This is a genomic window from Catenovulum sp. 2E275, from assembly GCF_025515275.1.
Lineage (GTDB): Bacteria > Pseudomonadota > Gammaproteobacteria > Enterobacterales > Alteromonadaceae > Catenovulum.
The window spans coordinates 1-15,139 of record NZ_JAOPFU010000002.1; the positions used below are offsets into that span (position 1 = coordinate 1).

General features: G+C 38.2%; 12 protein-coding genes and 4 tRNA genes. 2 read left to right on the forward strand and 14 right to left on the reverse strand.

Annotation, left to right across the window (positions count from 1 at the left end; translation table 11 throughout):
- Nucleotides 1–111: 111 nt before the first annotated feature.
- From N7931_RS00980 to N7931_RS01030, 11 genes are all read right to left on the reverse strand, one after another.
- On the reverse strand, nucleotides 112–2,016 hold the full coding sequence (locus tag N7931_RS00980) for a SurA N-terminal domain-containing protein (RefSeq protein ID WP_262791379.1): 1,905 nt from the start codon (nucleotides 2,014–2,016) through the stop codon (nucleotides 112–114).
- Between the two features lie 195 nt (nucleotides 2,017–2,211).
- Entirely contained in the window at nucleotides 2,212–2,487 is a 276-nt protein-coding gene (locus N7931_RS00985; protein WP_262791380.1) for an HU family DNA-binding protein, read from the reverse strand.
- 227 nt (nucleotides 2,488–2,714) lie between these two features.
- Entirely contained in the window at nucleotides 2,715–5,066 is a 2,352-nt protein-coding gene (lon, locus tag N7931_RS00990) for an endopeptidase La (RefSeq protein WP_262791381.1), read from the reverse strand.
- A gap of 312 nt (nucleotides 5,067–5,378) precedes the next feature.
- Entirely contained in the window at nucleotides 5,379–6,668 is a 1,290-nt protein-coding gene (gene clpX, locus N7931_RS00995; protein ID WP_262791382.1) for an ATP-dependent protease ATP-binding subunit ClpX, read from the reverse strand.
- 81 nt (nucleotides 6,669–6,749) lie between these two features.
- Nucleotides 6,750–7,364, reverse strand: a complete 615-nt coding sequence (clpP, locus tag N7931_RS01000) for an ATP-dependent Clp endopeptidase proteolytic subunit ClpP (protein ID WP_262791383.1) — start codon at nucleotides 7,362–7,364, stop codon at nucleotides 6,750–6,752.
- A 96-nt stretch (nucleotides 7,365–7,460) separates the two neighbouring features.
- Nucleotides 7,461–8,759: a trigger factor gene (gene tig / locus N7931_RS01005; protein ID WP_262791384.1), complete on the reverse strand. Its 1,299-nt coding sequence runs from the start codon at nucleotides 8,757–8,759 to the stop codon at nucleotides 7,461–7,463.
- A gap of 293 nt (nucleotides 8,760–9,052) precedes the next feature.
- Nucleotides 9,053–9,129, reverse strand: a tRNA-Pro gene (locus N7931_RS01010).
- A gap of 16 nt (nucleotides 9,130–9,145) precedes the next feature.
- Nucleotides 9,146–9,221, reverse strand: a tRNA-His gene (locus tag N7931_RS01015).
- Between the two features lie 17 nt (nucleotides 9,222–9,238).
- Nucleotides 9,239–9,315 (reverse strand) — tRNA-Arg (locus tag N7931_RS01020).
- A gap of 35 nt (nucleotides 9,316–9,350) precedes the next feature.
- Nucleotides 9,351–9,427, reverse strand: a tRNA-Pro gene (locus N7931_RS01025).
- Nucleotides 9,428–9,698: 271 nt separating this feature from the next.
- A complete protein-coding gene (locus N7931_RS01030) occupies nucleotides 9,699–9,908 on the reverse strand; it encodes a cold-shock protein (protein ID WP_262791385.1) in 210 nt (69 codons plus the stop codon).
- 253 nt (nucleotides 9,909–10,161) lie between these two features.
- Between N7931_RS01030 and N7931_RS01035 the strand changes: the two genes are divergently transcribed.
- On the forward strand, nucleotides 10,162–10,401 hold the full coding sequence (locus N7931_RS01035) for a VF530 family protein (protein WP_262791386.1): 240 nt from the start codon (nucleotides 10,162–10,164) through the stop codon (nucleotides 10,399–10,401).
- Between the two features lie 70 nt (nucleotides 10,402–10,471).
- Here N7931_RS01035 and mutT read toward each other — a convergent pair whose 3' ends face one another.
- The 3 genes from mutT to N7931_RS01050 form a co-directional block, all read right to left on the reverse strand.
- Nucleotides 10,472–10,867 carry an 8-oxo-dGTP diphosphatase MutT gene (gene mutT / locus N7931_RS01040; protein ID WP_262791387.1) on the reverse strand — a complete coding sequence of 132 codons (396 nt, stop codon included), beginning with the start codon at nucleotides 10,865–10,867 and terminating at the stop codon, nucleotides 10,472–10,474.
- Nucleotides 10,867–13,569 carry a preprotein translocase subunit SecA gene (secA, locus tag N7931_RS01045; RefSeq protein ID WP_262791388.1) on the reverse strand — a complete coding sequence of 901 codons (2,703 nt, stop codon included), beginning with the start codon at nucleotides 13,567–13,569 and terminating at the stop codon, nucleotides 10,867–10,869. The genes mutT and secA overlap by 1 nt, the downstream gene beginning before the upstream one ends.
- A gap of 121 nt (nucleotides 13,570–13,690) precedes the next feature.
- Nucleotides 13,691–14,623, reverse strand: a complete 933-nt coding sequence (locus N7931_RS01050) for a M23 family metallopeptidase (protein WP_262791389.1) — start codon at nucleotides 14,621–14,623, stop codon at nucleotides 13,691–13,693.
- A 10-nt stretch (nucleotides 14,624–14,633) separates the two neighbouring features.
- Here N7931_RS01050 and N7931_RS01055 point away from each other — a divergent pair, with 10 nt between their 5' ends.
- Nucleotides 14,634–15,089: a hypothetical protein gene (locus N7931_RS01055; protein ID WP_262791390.1), complete on the forward strand. Its 456-nt coding sequence runs from the start codon at nucleotides 14,634–14,636 to the stop codon at nucleotides 15,087–15,089.
- Nucleotides 15,090–15,139 lie beyond the last annotated feature (50 nt).

A 15,139-nucleotide genomic window follows, 5' to 3' on the forward strand; every position in this document is an offset into this window, starting at 1 on the left:
ATCCATGGGGTCGTATTGCAAGTGAATTTAACGCAGTACCCGCGAAAAAAGGCCGTTTGAAACATATTCATTAAACCGAATTGAGGTTAATTATTTAAGTTAAGCGATAAATTAAGATTCTGCTGGCGCAGCAGTCGATTTATAGACTTTAACTTCTGCGGTTTCTCTTAACGCCTTAATTAACGCTTGATAATGGTAATCTGTCATTGCCTGTAATAAACGCTGCTCAGTTGCCTGATCAGTCGTTTCAACTTCGGCAGTGGTAACATTATTTAATTTAACCAAAGCAAACTGAGCCGGAGAGACTTCAACCCAAGTTGTCGAAGCTTGCTCATTGCTAGGCTGTGCCATTTCAAATGCTTTACGAGCAATTGGTGATGGTACTGAGCTACCAAAACGAGGAATGTCGGCTTCAGATTTAACTTCAAGTGATTTTTCAGCTAATAAAGCTGAAATATCATCACCGGCTTGCCATTTGCTGTTTACTTCTTCAACCCAGCTTTGTGCAGCCTGTTTAGCTAAATCCAGTTTTACTGCCTCTGTTACTTGCGCTTTTACTTCATTAAGCGATTTAGTACGGGCTGGTTCGTGCGCTTCAACTCGAACAACCACTAAATGGTCGCTTGAAATTTCAATCACACTTGAATTGTAACCTTGATTTAATACGTCATCAGACATAGCAGCATCTGTTACTTTCGGGTTATTTAATGGCGCTGGTAAATTATTTATATTCGCCAAAGCAGTTGTTTTAACCGTTAAACCAGCTGCTTTAGCAGCATCCGTCAATGTATCAGGTACTTCGAATGAGACATCTGCTAATTGCTGTTGTTTTTCAACAAAAATATCACGCGCTTGATTTTTCTGAAGCTGTTTAACAATATCATCTTTCACGTCTGCCAAAGGTTTGATTTTAGCTTCTTCAATAGCGGTCAATTTAATAATGTGATAACCAAATGAAGACTCAACAACATCAGATACATCACCGATATTCTCTAATGCGAATGCCGCTTCTTCAAATGCTGGATCCATTACACCTTTACCAAAAAAGTCTAAATCGCCACCATTTTCACCAGAAAAGGTATCTTCTGATTTTTCTTTTGCTAATTCAGCAAAGTCAGCACCCGCTTTAATCTCAGCTAATAAAGCTTGCGCTTTAGCTTTAGCATCGTCAGTCGCTGTGCTGATTAAGATATGTGAAGCACGGCGACGCTCAGCTGCTTTGTAAGTATCTTGATTTGCGTCATAATATTCTTGAACTTCGCTGTCACTTACCTCAACCTGAGACGCTACCGCATCTAAAGTTAATTCAACATAGCTTAACTTTAACTGCTCTGACGTTTCATAACTGGCAATATGTTGCTGATAATATTCTTCAATTGCGGCATCATCTGCCGTTACGCCAGCTTTAAATGATTCAACCGGCACTTCAACATACTCAATTGAACGTTGCTGAGCTTGTAAAGCTTGGAATTGTTTAGCTTCATTCTCTAATACAAATTCTGAATCAGTTAATGCACTCACCACTGCTTGTCGGGTTAAATCCTGACGCAATGTGTCTCTAAACTGAGCTGGCGTATAATTATTACTGCTTAATAACTGAATATATCTGTCGTTATTAAATTTGCCATCAACTTGAAAAACAGGCATTTCAAAAATTTCTTTTTTGATTTGCTCGTCACTGATACGAATAGATAAACGTTTAGCTAAATCATTAATTAGCTGCTCTGAAATTAAACGCTCTAAAACACCTTGCTTAAAGTTAGCAAGATAAGCAGGATCAGCCGTTAAACGAGAAAACATTTCGCCATACTGGCTTTCCATTCGTCGTTTAGCGTCATCATAAGCACGCTCAAATTGGCTTTGTTTTATTTCAAGATCATTAACTTCTGCTGCATTTGGTTCGCCACCAGAATTAATGTATGAACCAACCCCCGCAATTGCGAAACTAACAATAACTAAACTAAGAATAACTTTGGCCACCGGGCCCTGACTGCCCTCGCGGATTTTTTCTAACATGTGATTTCTCTTTTGAATTTTACTGTTACAAACTGTTTAATTTGCTGGCTTTTACCAGTGCTCTTATAATTTGAGACAGAACAGTATTCAACCGACCCTCAGTCATTTTTAACTTTTTTCACGAAGGCCTAAAACAAAGAAGGCTCCGATTCTCATCGAAGCCTACATTATGCAAAACTAATATAGAACGTGTTATTACTTGTTAACAGCGTCTTTTAATGCTTTACCAGGCTTGAATGCAGGAATTTTAGCTGCTGCGATTTCAATAGTTTCACCTGATTGTGGGTTACGGCCTGTACGAGCAGCACGCTCACGTACAGAAAAAGTACCGAAACCAACTAATGCTACTTGGTCATCTTCTTGTAAAGCGCCAGAAACAGCTTCAATAAATGAATCTAATGCACGACCTGCTGAAGCTTTAGAAATATCAGCGCCTGCAGCGATTTTTTCGATAAGTTGAGATTTGTTCAAGATTACATCCCCTTCAATTGTTATTATACTGCCACAATATCGAACACAACGCCGATGCGGCCAGATTGGTCAGAGTTTTATATCAGGCTTTTTTAAACTAATCAAGCAAATCGGCCTAACATTCCTTAAATTTTCAAATTTTCTCTAGCCCTTTAAATATAAGGGCTAGCAAACAAACTAAGGCTACCATAAAAAAAATAAATAAGAAGTATTTCTACTCAATTAATTTACTTTTTTACCACCTCAAAGCCTTCTGGTGGCTGCTCAAGCGCTAAATTGAGCACTTCATCAATCCATTTCACAGGGTGAATAGATAAATCACCAATGACATTTTTTGGAATTTCTTTTAAATCGCGTTCATTATCTTTTGGAATGATCACGGTTTTAATGCCGCCTCTGTGTGCTGCCAGTAGTTTTTCTTTTAAGCCGCCAATAGCTAATACTTCACCACGTAATGTAATTTCACCTGTCATTGCTACATCGCAACGTACAGGGTTACCGGTTAAGCTAGAAACTAAAGCTGTACACATTGCAATACCCGCACTTGGACCATCTTTAGGGGTTGCTCCTTCAGGAACATGCACATGAATATCGCGCTTTTCATAAAAATCTTCGGCGATTCTAAGCTTATCAGCTCGTGCCCGCACCACACTCATCGCAGCTTGAATTGACTCTTGCATAACATCGCCAAGCGAACCAGTCGTTGTCATTTTACCTTTACCGGCAACGGCTGCGGTTTCTATAGTTAATAACTCACCGCCGACTTCTGTCCAAGCTAAGCCAGTAACCTGACCAATTTGGTTTTCGCTTTCAGCTTTACCATAATCAAAACGTTGTACACCTAAAAAGTCACTTAAATTATCTTGATTGATTTCAACAGTTTTAATCGTTTTATCCATTAAAATATTTTTAACGGCTTTACGGCATAATTTTGATACTTCACGCTCTAAACTACGTACCCCAGCCTCGCGGGTGTAGTAACGAATAATGCCTAAAATAGCAGAGTCATCAATTAAGATTTCTTTTTCTTTTAAGCCGTTACGGTCGATTTGTTTTGGAATTAAATGACGTTTGGCAATATTTAGCTTTTCATCTTCGGTATAACCGGATAAACGAATCACTTCCATACGGTCAAGTAATGGACCCGGAATTCTCATGCTGTTTGATGTTGCAACAAACATCACATCAGATAAATCAAAATCCACTTCCAGATAATGGTCAACAAAAGCATTATTTTGCTCAGGGTCTAATACCTCAAGCAGTGCAGATGATGGATCACCACGCATATCAGCTGACATTTTGTCGATTTCATCTAATAAAAATAGTGGGTTTTTAACCCCTACTTTAGTCATATTCTGGATGATTTTACCCGGTAATGACCCGATATAAGTTCTTCTATGGCCTCTGATTTCAGCTTCATCTCGAACCCCACCAAGAGCCATTCGCACATATTTTCTGCCCGTTGATTTAGCAATGGATTGGCCAAGCGAAGTTTTACCAACCCCCGGCGGCCCAACTAAACATAAAATAGGCCCTTTAACTTTATTGGTTCTTTGCTGAACCGCTAAATACTCAATAATGCGCTCTTTAACTTTGTCGAGACCATAATGATCGGCGTCTAACACTGTTTGAGCAGCCGGTAAATTCTTTTTAACTTTTGAACGTTTTTTCCACGGCACAGACGTAATTGCTTCAATGTAGCTGCGAACAACCGTCGCTTCAGCCGACATTGGCGACATCATTTTTAATTTTTGCAGCTCTGAATTGGCTTTTTCTTCTGCCTCTTTTGGCATTTGAGCATCTTTAATTTTATTTTGCAGAGTTTCAAATTCATCAGGCACATCATCTAGTTCACCTAATTCTTTTTGAATCGCTTTCATTTGCTCATTTAAATAATATTCGCGCTGACTTTTTTCCATTTGTTTTTTAACACGGCCACGAATTTTCTTTTCAACCTGCAATAAGTCGATTTCGCTTTCCATTAATGCCATTAAAAACTCTAACCGATCAGAAACATCAATAATTTCTAATACGGTTTGTTTATCATTTAATTTAAGCGGCATGTGCGCAGCCATCGTATCAGCAAGACGGGCAGGCTCTTCAATACCATTAAGTGAGGTTAATACTTCAGGTGGAATTTTTTTATTAAGTTTTACATAACCTTCAAATTGGTTAATTGCAGAACGGATAAATACTTCCTGCTCGCGCTCATCTACCTCTGGTGAATTAATTAATTCAACTTGAGCGCTAAAATATTCCTCGGTTTGTAAATATTCGCTGATTTTGCCTCTTTGGTTGCCTTCAACCAATACTTTCACTGTGCCATCAGGTAATTTTAATAATTGTAAAATAGTCGCTATTGTGCCGATTTCGTAAATTTCGTCTGTATTTGGATCATCAACAGATGCGTCTTTCTGCGCGACTAAAAAGATTTGTTTATCATTATCCATCGCCGCTTCTAAACAACGAATAGATTTTTCCCGCCCGACAAATAACGGAATCACCATGTGTGGGTATACAACTACATCTCGTAGCGCTAAAACCGGAATATCAATACGATCTGAGGTTTCTATCGTCATGTTTAGTATCTCTTTTTCGGCAAAATGATATAGGTTAATACTGCCTAAAATTATAAATTAGTCACCTTGAAAAAGGCTTGATTAGTTAGTTTTTAAACAGGTATTAATTGATTTACTTGAATATAACTATATGGGGCTATGCAGGCTAACTTCAAGCACTTTTAGCTGTTAGCTTGCATTTTTTGTTGCAAAGCAGTGAAACTGGTGTTTTTTTGTACCACTTTGATTTTGTAGTAAGATCTTAACGACTTAAATAACAGATATAAAAAAAGCGAATTAAAATTCGCTTTTTTGTTTATCAAAGTTATCGGTTTATTCTGAAGCGGCTGCCTGATTTGAATTTTCATAAATCAAAATAGGATCAGATTCACCATTAATAACGGTTTCATCAATCACAACTTTGGCAACATTTTCCATTGATGGTAAACGATACATAGTATCGAGTAATACACCTTCCAGAATAGAACGTAAACCACGTGCACCCGTTTTACGTTCCATCGCCTTTTTAGCAATAGCGCGTAATGCATCTTCGCGAAACTCTAAACCAACATCTTCCATTTCAAATAATGCAGCATATTGCTTGGTTAATGCATTTTTAGGTTCACTTAGAATTTGAATTAAGGCGGCTTCGTCTAATTCAGCTAAAGTAGAAATAACAGGTAAACGACCAATAAACTCAGGGATTAAACCAAATTTAACTAAATCTTCTGGTTCAACCGATGCAAATTTCTGGCTTAATGTACGTTTTTCGCTATTCGTTTTAACCTCTGCGCCAAACCCAATACCAGCGCCTTTTTCAGTGCGCTGTTCTATTACTTTTTCTAAACCGGCAAACGCACCACCACAAATAAACAAGATTTTAGAAGTATCTACTTGTAAAAACTCTTGCTGTGGATGTTTGCGGCCACCCTGCGGTGGAACTGACGCAATTGTGCCTTCAATTAATTTAAGTAACGCTTGTTGTACCCCTTCACCGGATACATCTCGGGTAATTGAAGGGTTATCAGATTTACGCGAAATTTTATCTATTTCATCAATGTAAACGATACCGCGCTGGGCAAGTTCAGGATCATAATCACATTTTTGTAATAGTTTTTGGATGATGTTTTCAACATCTTCACCCACATAACCGGCTTCGGTTAACGTAGTTGCATCAGCCATGGTAAATGGCACATCCAGAAAACGAGCCAAAGTTTCAGCTAACAGGGTTTTACCACTACCTGTTGGGCCTATTAGCAAAATATTACTTTTACCCAGTTCAACATCTACTTTGGACTTTTCAGAGTTACGTAATCGCTTATAGTGATTATATACAGCTACCGACAAGACTTTTTTAGCTTGTTGTTGATCAATTACATAATCATCTAAATGTTTATGTATTTCTTGTGGTGTCGGTAACTTGTCACGAGAAGACTTAGCTTCAGGTGCAATGTCTTTAATCTCTTCACGAATAATATCGTTACACAGCTCTACACATTCGTCGCAAATAAACACAGAAGGCCCCGCAATAAGCTTACGAACCTCATGCTGACTTTTGCCACAAAATGAGCAATGCAACAGTTTATTGTCACCAGCCCCATCACCTTTGCGGGAATCTGTCATCGAACTACCTCTAATTTCTTTTATCTCATTGTAATTACTATGGGCTGTTACCCTAAATTACAATCAAAATTTTAGACTATTTTAACGACTGGTTAAAATACTATCAATTAAACCATAGTCTAAAGACTGTTGTGCAGTCATAAAATTGTCACGGTCTGTATCTTGTGACACTTTCTCAAATGGTTGTCCTGTATGGTCTGCCATCAAGCGATTTAGTTTTTCTTTGATTGCTAAAATTTCACGAGCATGAATTTCAAAGTCAGATGCCTGACCTTGGAAACCACCTAAAGGTTGGTGAATCATTACTCGGGAGTTAGGTAAACAATGACGCTTACCTTTAGCACCGCCTGATAATAAAAATGCGCCCATACTAGCCGCCTGACCAATACAAACAGTTGATACGTCAGGTTTAATAAACTTCATCGTATCATAAATTGCCATCCCAGCAGTTACAGAGCCGCCCGGAGAGTTAATATAAATATGAATATCTTTTTCAGGATTTTCTGATTCAAGAAACAACAACTGAGCAACAATTAAATTAGCCATGTGGTCTTCAACTTGACCGACTAAAAAGATCACTCGCTCTTTTAATAATCTAGAATAAATGTCGAATGAGCGCTCACCTTTAGCGGTTTGCTCAATAACCATAGGCACCAATGCATTCATTGGATCAAAAGTAGAATTTAACGTATTCATGAATTCCTTTGCTCTGAAAATAAAAAATGGCTTGAATGATTCATCCAAGCCATTTAACCAAGGCAAGCCCTATTTAGTCAATCCTAAAGTGACTAATTAGCCTTGTTTATTCATAATTTCGTCAAAAGTTTTAGCAACAGTTTCAACCTGAGCTTGCTCAAGTACAAAATCAATTGCTTGCTCTTCCATTACAACATTTTGAACGCTTTGTAATAATTCTTTGTTGTTTAAGTAATATTCAACAACTTCTTCTGGTGATTCATAAGCAGAAGCCATGCTTTCAACCGTTTCTTTAACACGGGCATCATCCACTTTGATTTCGTTAGTTTTAACGATTTCAGATAAGATTAAGCCAGTTTTTACACGACGAACTGCTTGGTCTTTAAATAATTCAGCCGGTAATTCAGGCATGTTTGCACCCTGACCACCAAAACGCTGAACAGCTTGACGACGTAACGCATCTACTTCTTGATCAATTAATGCATTTGGAATTTCAACATTAACTGTATCTAATAAACCGTTAATTGCACTTTCTTTAACTAAAGATTTAAGTGCATTTTTTAATTCACGTTCCATGTTTTGACGAACTTCAGTTTTAAGTGCGTCTAAACCGCCTTCAGCAATACCAAACTTAGCAATGAACTCATCATTGATTTCTGGTAACACTTTTTCTTCTACTTTGTTTACTTTAATTTTGAATACAGCTTCTTTACCTTTAAGGTCTTCTGCATGATATTCTTCAGGGAAAGTAACAGTAACGTCTTTTTCTTCACCCGCTTTTAAGCCAACAATGCCGTCTTCAAAACCAGGGATCATACGACCAGAACCGATTTCAATGCTAAAGCCTTCAGATTTACCACCTTCAAACACTTCACCATCTACAGAGCCTTCAAAATCGATATTTAATTTATCGCCTTCAGCCGCTGCACGGTCAACTTCTGCAAACGTAGCGTGTTGCTTACGTAAAGTTTCAAGCATGTTGTCTAAGTCTGCATCTGTTACTTCAGCAGTTGCTTTTTCAACTTTGATAGACTCTAAACCTTCAACTTTTACTTCAGGGTAAACTTCAAATACAGCCGTAAATTTGAAATCTTCACCTTCTGCTAAAGATTGCTCCTGAATTTGAGGTGCACCAGCAGGGTTTAATTTTTCTTGAACGATTGCTTGATAAAAGTTTTGTTGGATAACTTCTTGTGCAACTTCATTACGCACAGCCGCACCATAACGTTTATTGATTACGTTTACTGGTACTTTACCTGGACGGAAGCCATCAATTCTTTGTGTTTTAGCTAATCGTTGTAAACGACCTTTAACTTCAGATTCTACTTTTTCAGCAGGAACAGTAATTGTTACTCGGCGTTCTAAGCCTTGAGTTGTTTCAACAGAAACTTGCATTGCAATACCTCAAAATTATGAGCTTTAACCAAAATGAGCTCTTTATTTCCTTTTGGGGCTTTAAGCTGCCTTTTTGAATAAGCCAAATACTTATACGAAAACCAAAAACAGAAAAGCCCCCAACGGCAGGATATTCAACGCCAGTAAGCGTTATATCCAGACATTAAATTCTGTACATTCAAAAATGACGCAGCATTATAGCGATGACAATGGATAGAGTCGAGTAAGAATGCGAATTAAAGACAAACTTTTTATGAATTTGTAATAAAAATATGAGATATAAAGAGAATAAGTGGTCGGTGATGCAAGATTCGAACTTGCGACCCCTTGGACCCAAACCAAGTGCGCTACCAGGCTGCGCTAATCACCGATATATAAACTAGAAATGGGGTGGCTGATGGGACTTGAACCCACGACAACCGGAATCACAATCCGGGGCTCTACCAACTGAGCTACAGCCACCATAGTAGATTTTTGAATGGCGCGTCCTGCAGGATTCGAACCTGCGACCCACGGCTTAGAAGGCCGTTGCTCTATCCAGCTGAGCTAAGGACGCACATTTAAGGCCGAATGCCTCATTCATCAAAAAAGTGGTCGGTGATGCAAGATTCGAACTTGCGACCCCTTGGACCCAAACCAAGTGCGCTACCAGGCTGCGCTAATCACCGACATTGTGTGAGGTTCCCCTCGACAGCGGGGCGCATATTACTGAGTTCACCTGTGTACGTCAAACACTTTTTTAAACTTTTTTATCGTTTGCTCATTATTTTATCTATTTGCATAAAAATAACCCAAATAAATTGATTTTTATGCTTTTTAATCTCAACTCAAGCTAAAAAGTGACTCTGAGCTTTAAATAATTTGAAAAATAAAAACAGATACAAACAAAAAAGGTTAGCCTTAGCTAACCTTTTGTCTTCACTAAATTATCGCTTAAAATTATAAAGCAACAATGTTCTCAGCTTGAGGACCTTTTTGGCCTTGAGTGATAGTGAATTGTACTTTTTGGCCTTCAGCTAAAGTTTTGAAACCTGAACCAGTAATTGCGCTGAAATGAGCGAATACGTCTGGACCAGCTTCTTGAGCGATAAAACCAAAACCTTTAGATTCGTTGAACCATTTAACTGTACCAGTAGTAACGTCTGACATAGTATATCCTGTTTAAAATTAAGTAATTGTTTGCCCGTTAAGGCGGTATTGCTGTGGAAGTGTTGCTATTACTTATTGTTGAACAGAACGATTAACTAACAAAGAGCAGAACATCGAAATGGTGTACAAAATAAATATAGGTCTAACTTTCAAGCTAAGTTCAGTATATACTTAGCTAAATCCTTGTCAATAAGAATTATTTTGACTTACCAGAACAAAAAACAATCAAACTATACAATTTTGGTTTATACCTGTGGCAAATGAACATTTAGATCCACTGAATGGGATCACCTTAGAAAAGATGCTAGTGGCGCTTAATAACGAGCTTGGCTGGCAATTAATGCATCAGTCTGTGCAGATAAACTGTTTTTCAAATGACCCGAGTATTAAGTCCAGCTTAAAGTTTTTACGAAAAACACCGTGGGCAAGAGCAAAAGTTGAAGAATTATATTTAACAACATTTCACCCGTATTATCAGTCAAATAAAAAATAGTCGCTTAAAAAATAAAAAACCGGCGTATATAGTGCCGGTTTTTAAAAGGTAAATTTGCGAATATCTTGGTTTAAGATAAATATTGATTCAGAGCATCTAAAATAGCGACATTCGCTTTTGGAAAATCGTAATCTACTAGCTGATTAACGTTAGCCCAAATAATCTCCTGTCCTTCTAAACCTTTTGCTTCACCGCTAAATTCAGTCACTAAATAGGTATCCAAACAGACTTTTTTATCACCATAATCATGTTCAATTACAATCAAAGGTTTTAGTTGAGTTGCTTCAATTGCACACTCTTCTTTTAGCTCTCTGATTAAAGCTGAGCAGGTTGTTTCATCGGTTTCGATTTTACCGCCCGGAAACTCCCACTTTCCACCCTGATGCTGATCAGGCTTACGTCTAGCCAATAATACTTTGTCGCCATAAAGCACCACGCCAACGGCGACATTAACCACTTTCGCCATTAGCTTAATTTACCATGACAGTTTTTATACTTTTCACCTGAGCCACAAGGACACGGTTCGTTACGGCCAACTTTAGCACCCTGGCGGAATTGAGCCTGACCACTTTGTTTATTCTCAAGTGCGTTATCTGACTCATGCTGGTATTCTTTTTTCGCTTGTTCAGCAGCCTGACGGCGTTTAGCTTCCATAGCCTCAACTTCTGACTCTTCACGTACCTTAACTTTCGATAAAACGCCAATCACATCAACTTTTAAGTCTTCGAGCATTTGCGAGAATAACTGGAAAGATTCACGCTTATATTCCTGTTTCGGATTTTTCTGAGCAAAACTACGCAAATGAATACCCTGACGTAAATGATCCATTGCGGCTAAATGCTCTTTCCAGTGTGAATCTAAGCTTTGTAACATAATGGCTTTTTCAAAGTGGCGTAATACCGCTTCACCAACTTGAGTTTCTTTGGCTTTATAATCTTCGGTTAACGCTGTTGAAACTCTTTCTCTGAGCTGCTCTTCATCCATTTTGTTATCTTCTTCAAGCCATTTTTTAACTGGCAAGTCTAAGTTAAATTCAGATTTCAAACGCTCTTCAAGGCCATCTACATCCCACATTTCTTCAACAGATTGCGGCGGAATATAAGAATCAATCGTCGAACTTAATACATCTTCACGAATAGAAGTAATTGTGTCGCTAATATCCGTTTCGTTCATTAACTCATTACGTTGCTGGTAAACAACTTTACGCTGATCATTCGCAACATCATCGTATTCAAGCAATTGTTTACGAATATCAAAGTTACGAGCTTCTACTTTTCGTTGTGCATTTTCAATTGCTTTAGTTACCCAAGGATGCTCAATAGCTTCGCCTTTTTCCATACCCAGTTTTTTCATTAAACCGGCAACTCTTTCCGATGCAAAAATACGCATTAATGCATCTTCCATTGATAAATAGAAACGTGATGAACCCGGATCACCTTGACGGCCTGCACGACCACGTAACTGGTTGTCAATACGGCGAGATTCATGGCGCTCTGTACCAATAATATGTAAACCACCAGCATTGATAACTGTGTCATGATCTTTTTGCCACTGCTCTTTTGCATTTTTAATTTGAGCTTCGGTTGGGTTTGCAACATTACTTAATGCTAAATCAGGGTTACCACCTAATAAAATATCTGTACCACGACCAGCCATATTGGTTGCAATTGTCACCGCACCAGGCTTACCAGCTTGAGCAATAATCTCAGCTTCTTTAGCGTGATATTTAGCATTTAATACATTATGCGCAATTTTATGTTTTTTCAGTACGCTGGATAATAACTCTGAATTTTCAATTGAAACTGTCCCCACTAAAACAGGACGACCGGCTTCAACACACTCTTTAATATCAGCCACAATCGCTTCGTATTTTTCTTCTGCGGTTAAATACACTAAATCAGAAAAGTCTTTACGTACCAATGGGCGATTTGGTGGTAATACTATGGTTTCTAAACCATAAATAAAGTTAAACTCAAACGCTTCAGTATCGGCAGTACCTGTCATCCCAGATAATGTATTGTATAAACGGAAGTAATTCTGGAAAGTAATAGAAGCTAAAGTTTGGTTTTCATTTTGAATTCGTACGCCTTCTTTTGCTTCAATGGCCTGATGCAAACCTTCTGACCAGCGACGACCTTCCATCGTTCGGCCTGTATGTTCATCAACAATGACAATCTGTTCGTCTTTAACAAGATAGTCCACATCTCTGTGGTAAAGCTTATGAGCACGTAATGCAGCATTAATATGCGTTAATAACGCTATGTTACCAGCGCTATAAAGTGAGTCGCCTTCCTGTAAAATTTTATGTTCAATCAGAATTTCTTCAACTTTAAGCTGACCTTTTTCTGTTAAATGAACCTGTTTAGACTTTTCATCAATAGTGAAATGCCCTTCACTTTCTTCTTCTTCGGTATCTTCTTTTTCAGCCTGAATTAAACTCGGAACTATAGTGTTAATTTGGGCATATAAAGCAGAACTATCTTCTGCCGGACCAGAAATAACCAGCGGTGTACGTGCTTCATCAATTAAAATTGAGTCAACTTCATCGACAATCGCAAACTGTAATTTGCTCTGTGTGCGTTCTTCTGGGCTAAATGCCATATTGTCACGCAGGTAATCAAAACCAAATTCGTTATTCGTACCGTAGGTAATATCAGCATTGTAAGCTTCTTTTTTCTCAGCAGGTCCCATCCCCGGAATATTACAACCAACAGATAAACCTAAAAAGCTGAATAAAGGACGACTCCAATCCGCATCACGGCGGGCAAGATAATCATTCACAGTAACAACATGCACAGAGCCAGCAATTGCATTTAAATAAGCCGGTAATGTTGCGGTTAAGGTTTTACCTTCACCGGTTCTCATCTCTGCAACTTTACCTTGGTGTAATACCATACCGCCCAATAATTGCACGTCAAAATGGCGCATACCCAGTACACGTTTTGAAGCTTCACGACAAACAGCAAATGCCTCTGGTAATAAAGCATCTAATGTTTCGCCGTCTGCTAGGCGTTTTCTAAATTCGTCAGTTTTTGCTTTTAATGCTTCATCGGATAAAGCTTCAAATTCTGACTCTAGACCATTTATCTGGTTTACGACTTTATTTAATTTTTTAATAGTCCGATCGTTACGGCTGCCAAATATTGATGTCAGTATTTTTGTAATCATTTATCTATCCAAACCTGTTGCCAGGTGAGTGCTTCTTAGAAAAAATAAAAGCAACCATCAGATTGCCTTGCTAAAGTTATCCTAAAAACTGACGAGCAAAAAGTTAGCTCATCAGCTCACTTTATTGAGCCCGACGATAAACATATTTAAGCGGGTCAATTTGTTTGCCATTTTTAAGAATTTCGTAATGCACATGAGGCCCGGTCGAACGACCTGTAGAGCCCATCACGGCTATTTGCGTGCCTTTGGTCACAATTTCACCAACGGTCACAGTAATTTCTTTATTATGCCCATAGCGAGTTTTCATGCCGTGGCCATGATCAATCTCAACTAAGTTACCATAGCCATAACGTTCACCAGCCCAAGTCACAACACCAGAACCGGTTGCCACTACTTCACTGCCTTCTTGTCCAGCAAAATCAATTCCTTTGTGTTTTGCGGGTAATCCGCTAAACGGATCTTTTCTGATCCCATAATAAGATGATAACCAGCCGGATGTAATTGGTCGGCCAGATATATATATCTGTTCACTTATATTGTGATTCAGCATCACAGATTCAAGTAAATGAAGTTGTTGTTCTTGAAAATTAAATTTTTCTAACAATGCATCCATTTGATTCAGCAACGAAAAATCTGCGGAGTCTGCTTGCAATTCAAAATCGTGAGTATGTTCTTCAGGGCCACCGGTTGCTGGTTGTTCAGCAAAATTAAACTCATCGCCTGAAATATCAGCCTGCTCAGCAACCCTTGCACCAAGTGCATTCATACGTAAGGCATAGCTTTGTAGTTCTGCAAGCTTAAGTTTAAGCGCCGTAATTTCAACTTCTGTCTTTTGTTTTAAATCTATTAGTTGTTTTTTATGTTCAGAAATATCTTGTTTAGATTGATTGACCGGATTAAAAGATTTTTCGGTATCGCCAAAAATCTTGTTTATACTATAGGTAATCATAGAGGCTAATGAGATTAGCAAAAGTAAAACAGCAAGCCCGTGACGTACAGATAATCGCCACTCTAATTGAGTGTCATGCTTAGTATATTGAATAGAAAAAGACATAAATAATTAAATGCGACCCAGACCAAAAACAGTTCAACAAATTTTTAATAAAAAGTGGCCAAATAAGCAACCACAAAATTCTGCGCCCGAGTATACCAGCCCTATTGAGCAGGAGCTAGCGCTTTACATACCTGAAAAACTACAAGATATAATTAAAATTAAACAATTTGACAAGGGGATGTTAACGCTCACTATCCCAAATGCAAGCTTTCAAATGCAATTTAATGCAATTCGTAGTGAATTAATGTCTAAACTTAGAATTAATAATCCCAGTTTAATCAGCATAAAATGTATTGTTGAACCCAGCCGTCAAGTATCCAACTCAGCTAAAACGCATCATACTTCAACTCATCAAGCTCAGCCAAGTATTAAATTATCAGATAACGCCAAAGCCAATTTAGCGGCTATTTTGCCTGACATGCCAGAAGAAATAAAAACAGCTTTAGCCAAATTAATGAATAAATAGCAATAATTAAATCAAAGTGAGGATAAAACAAAGCGAGCCTAAGCTCGCTT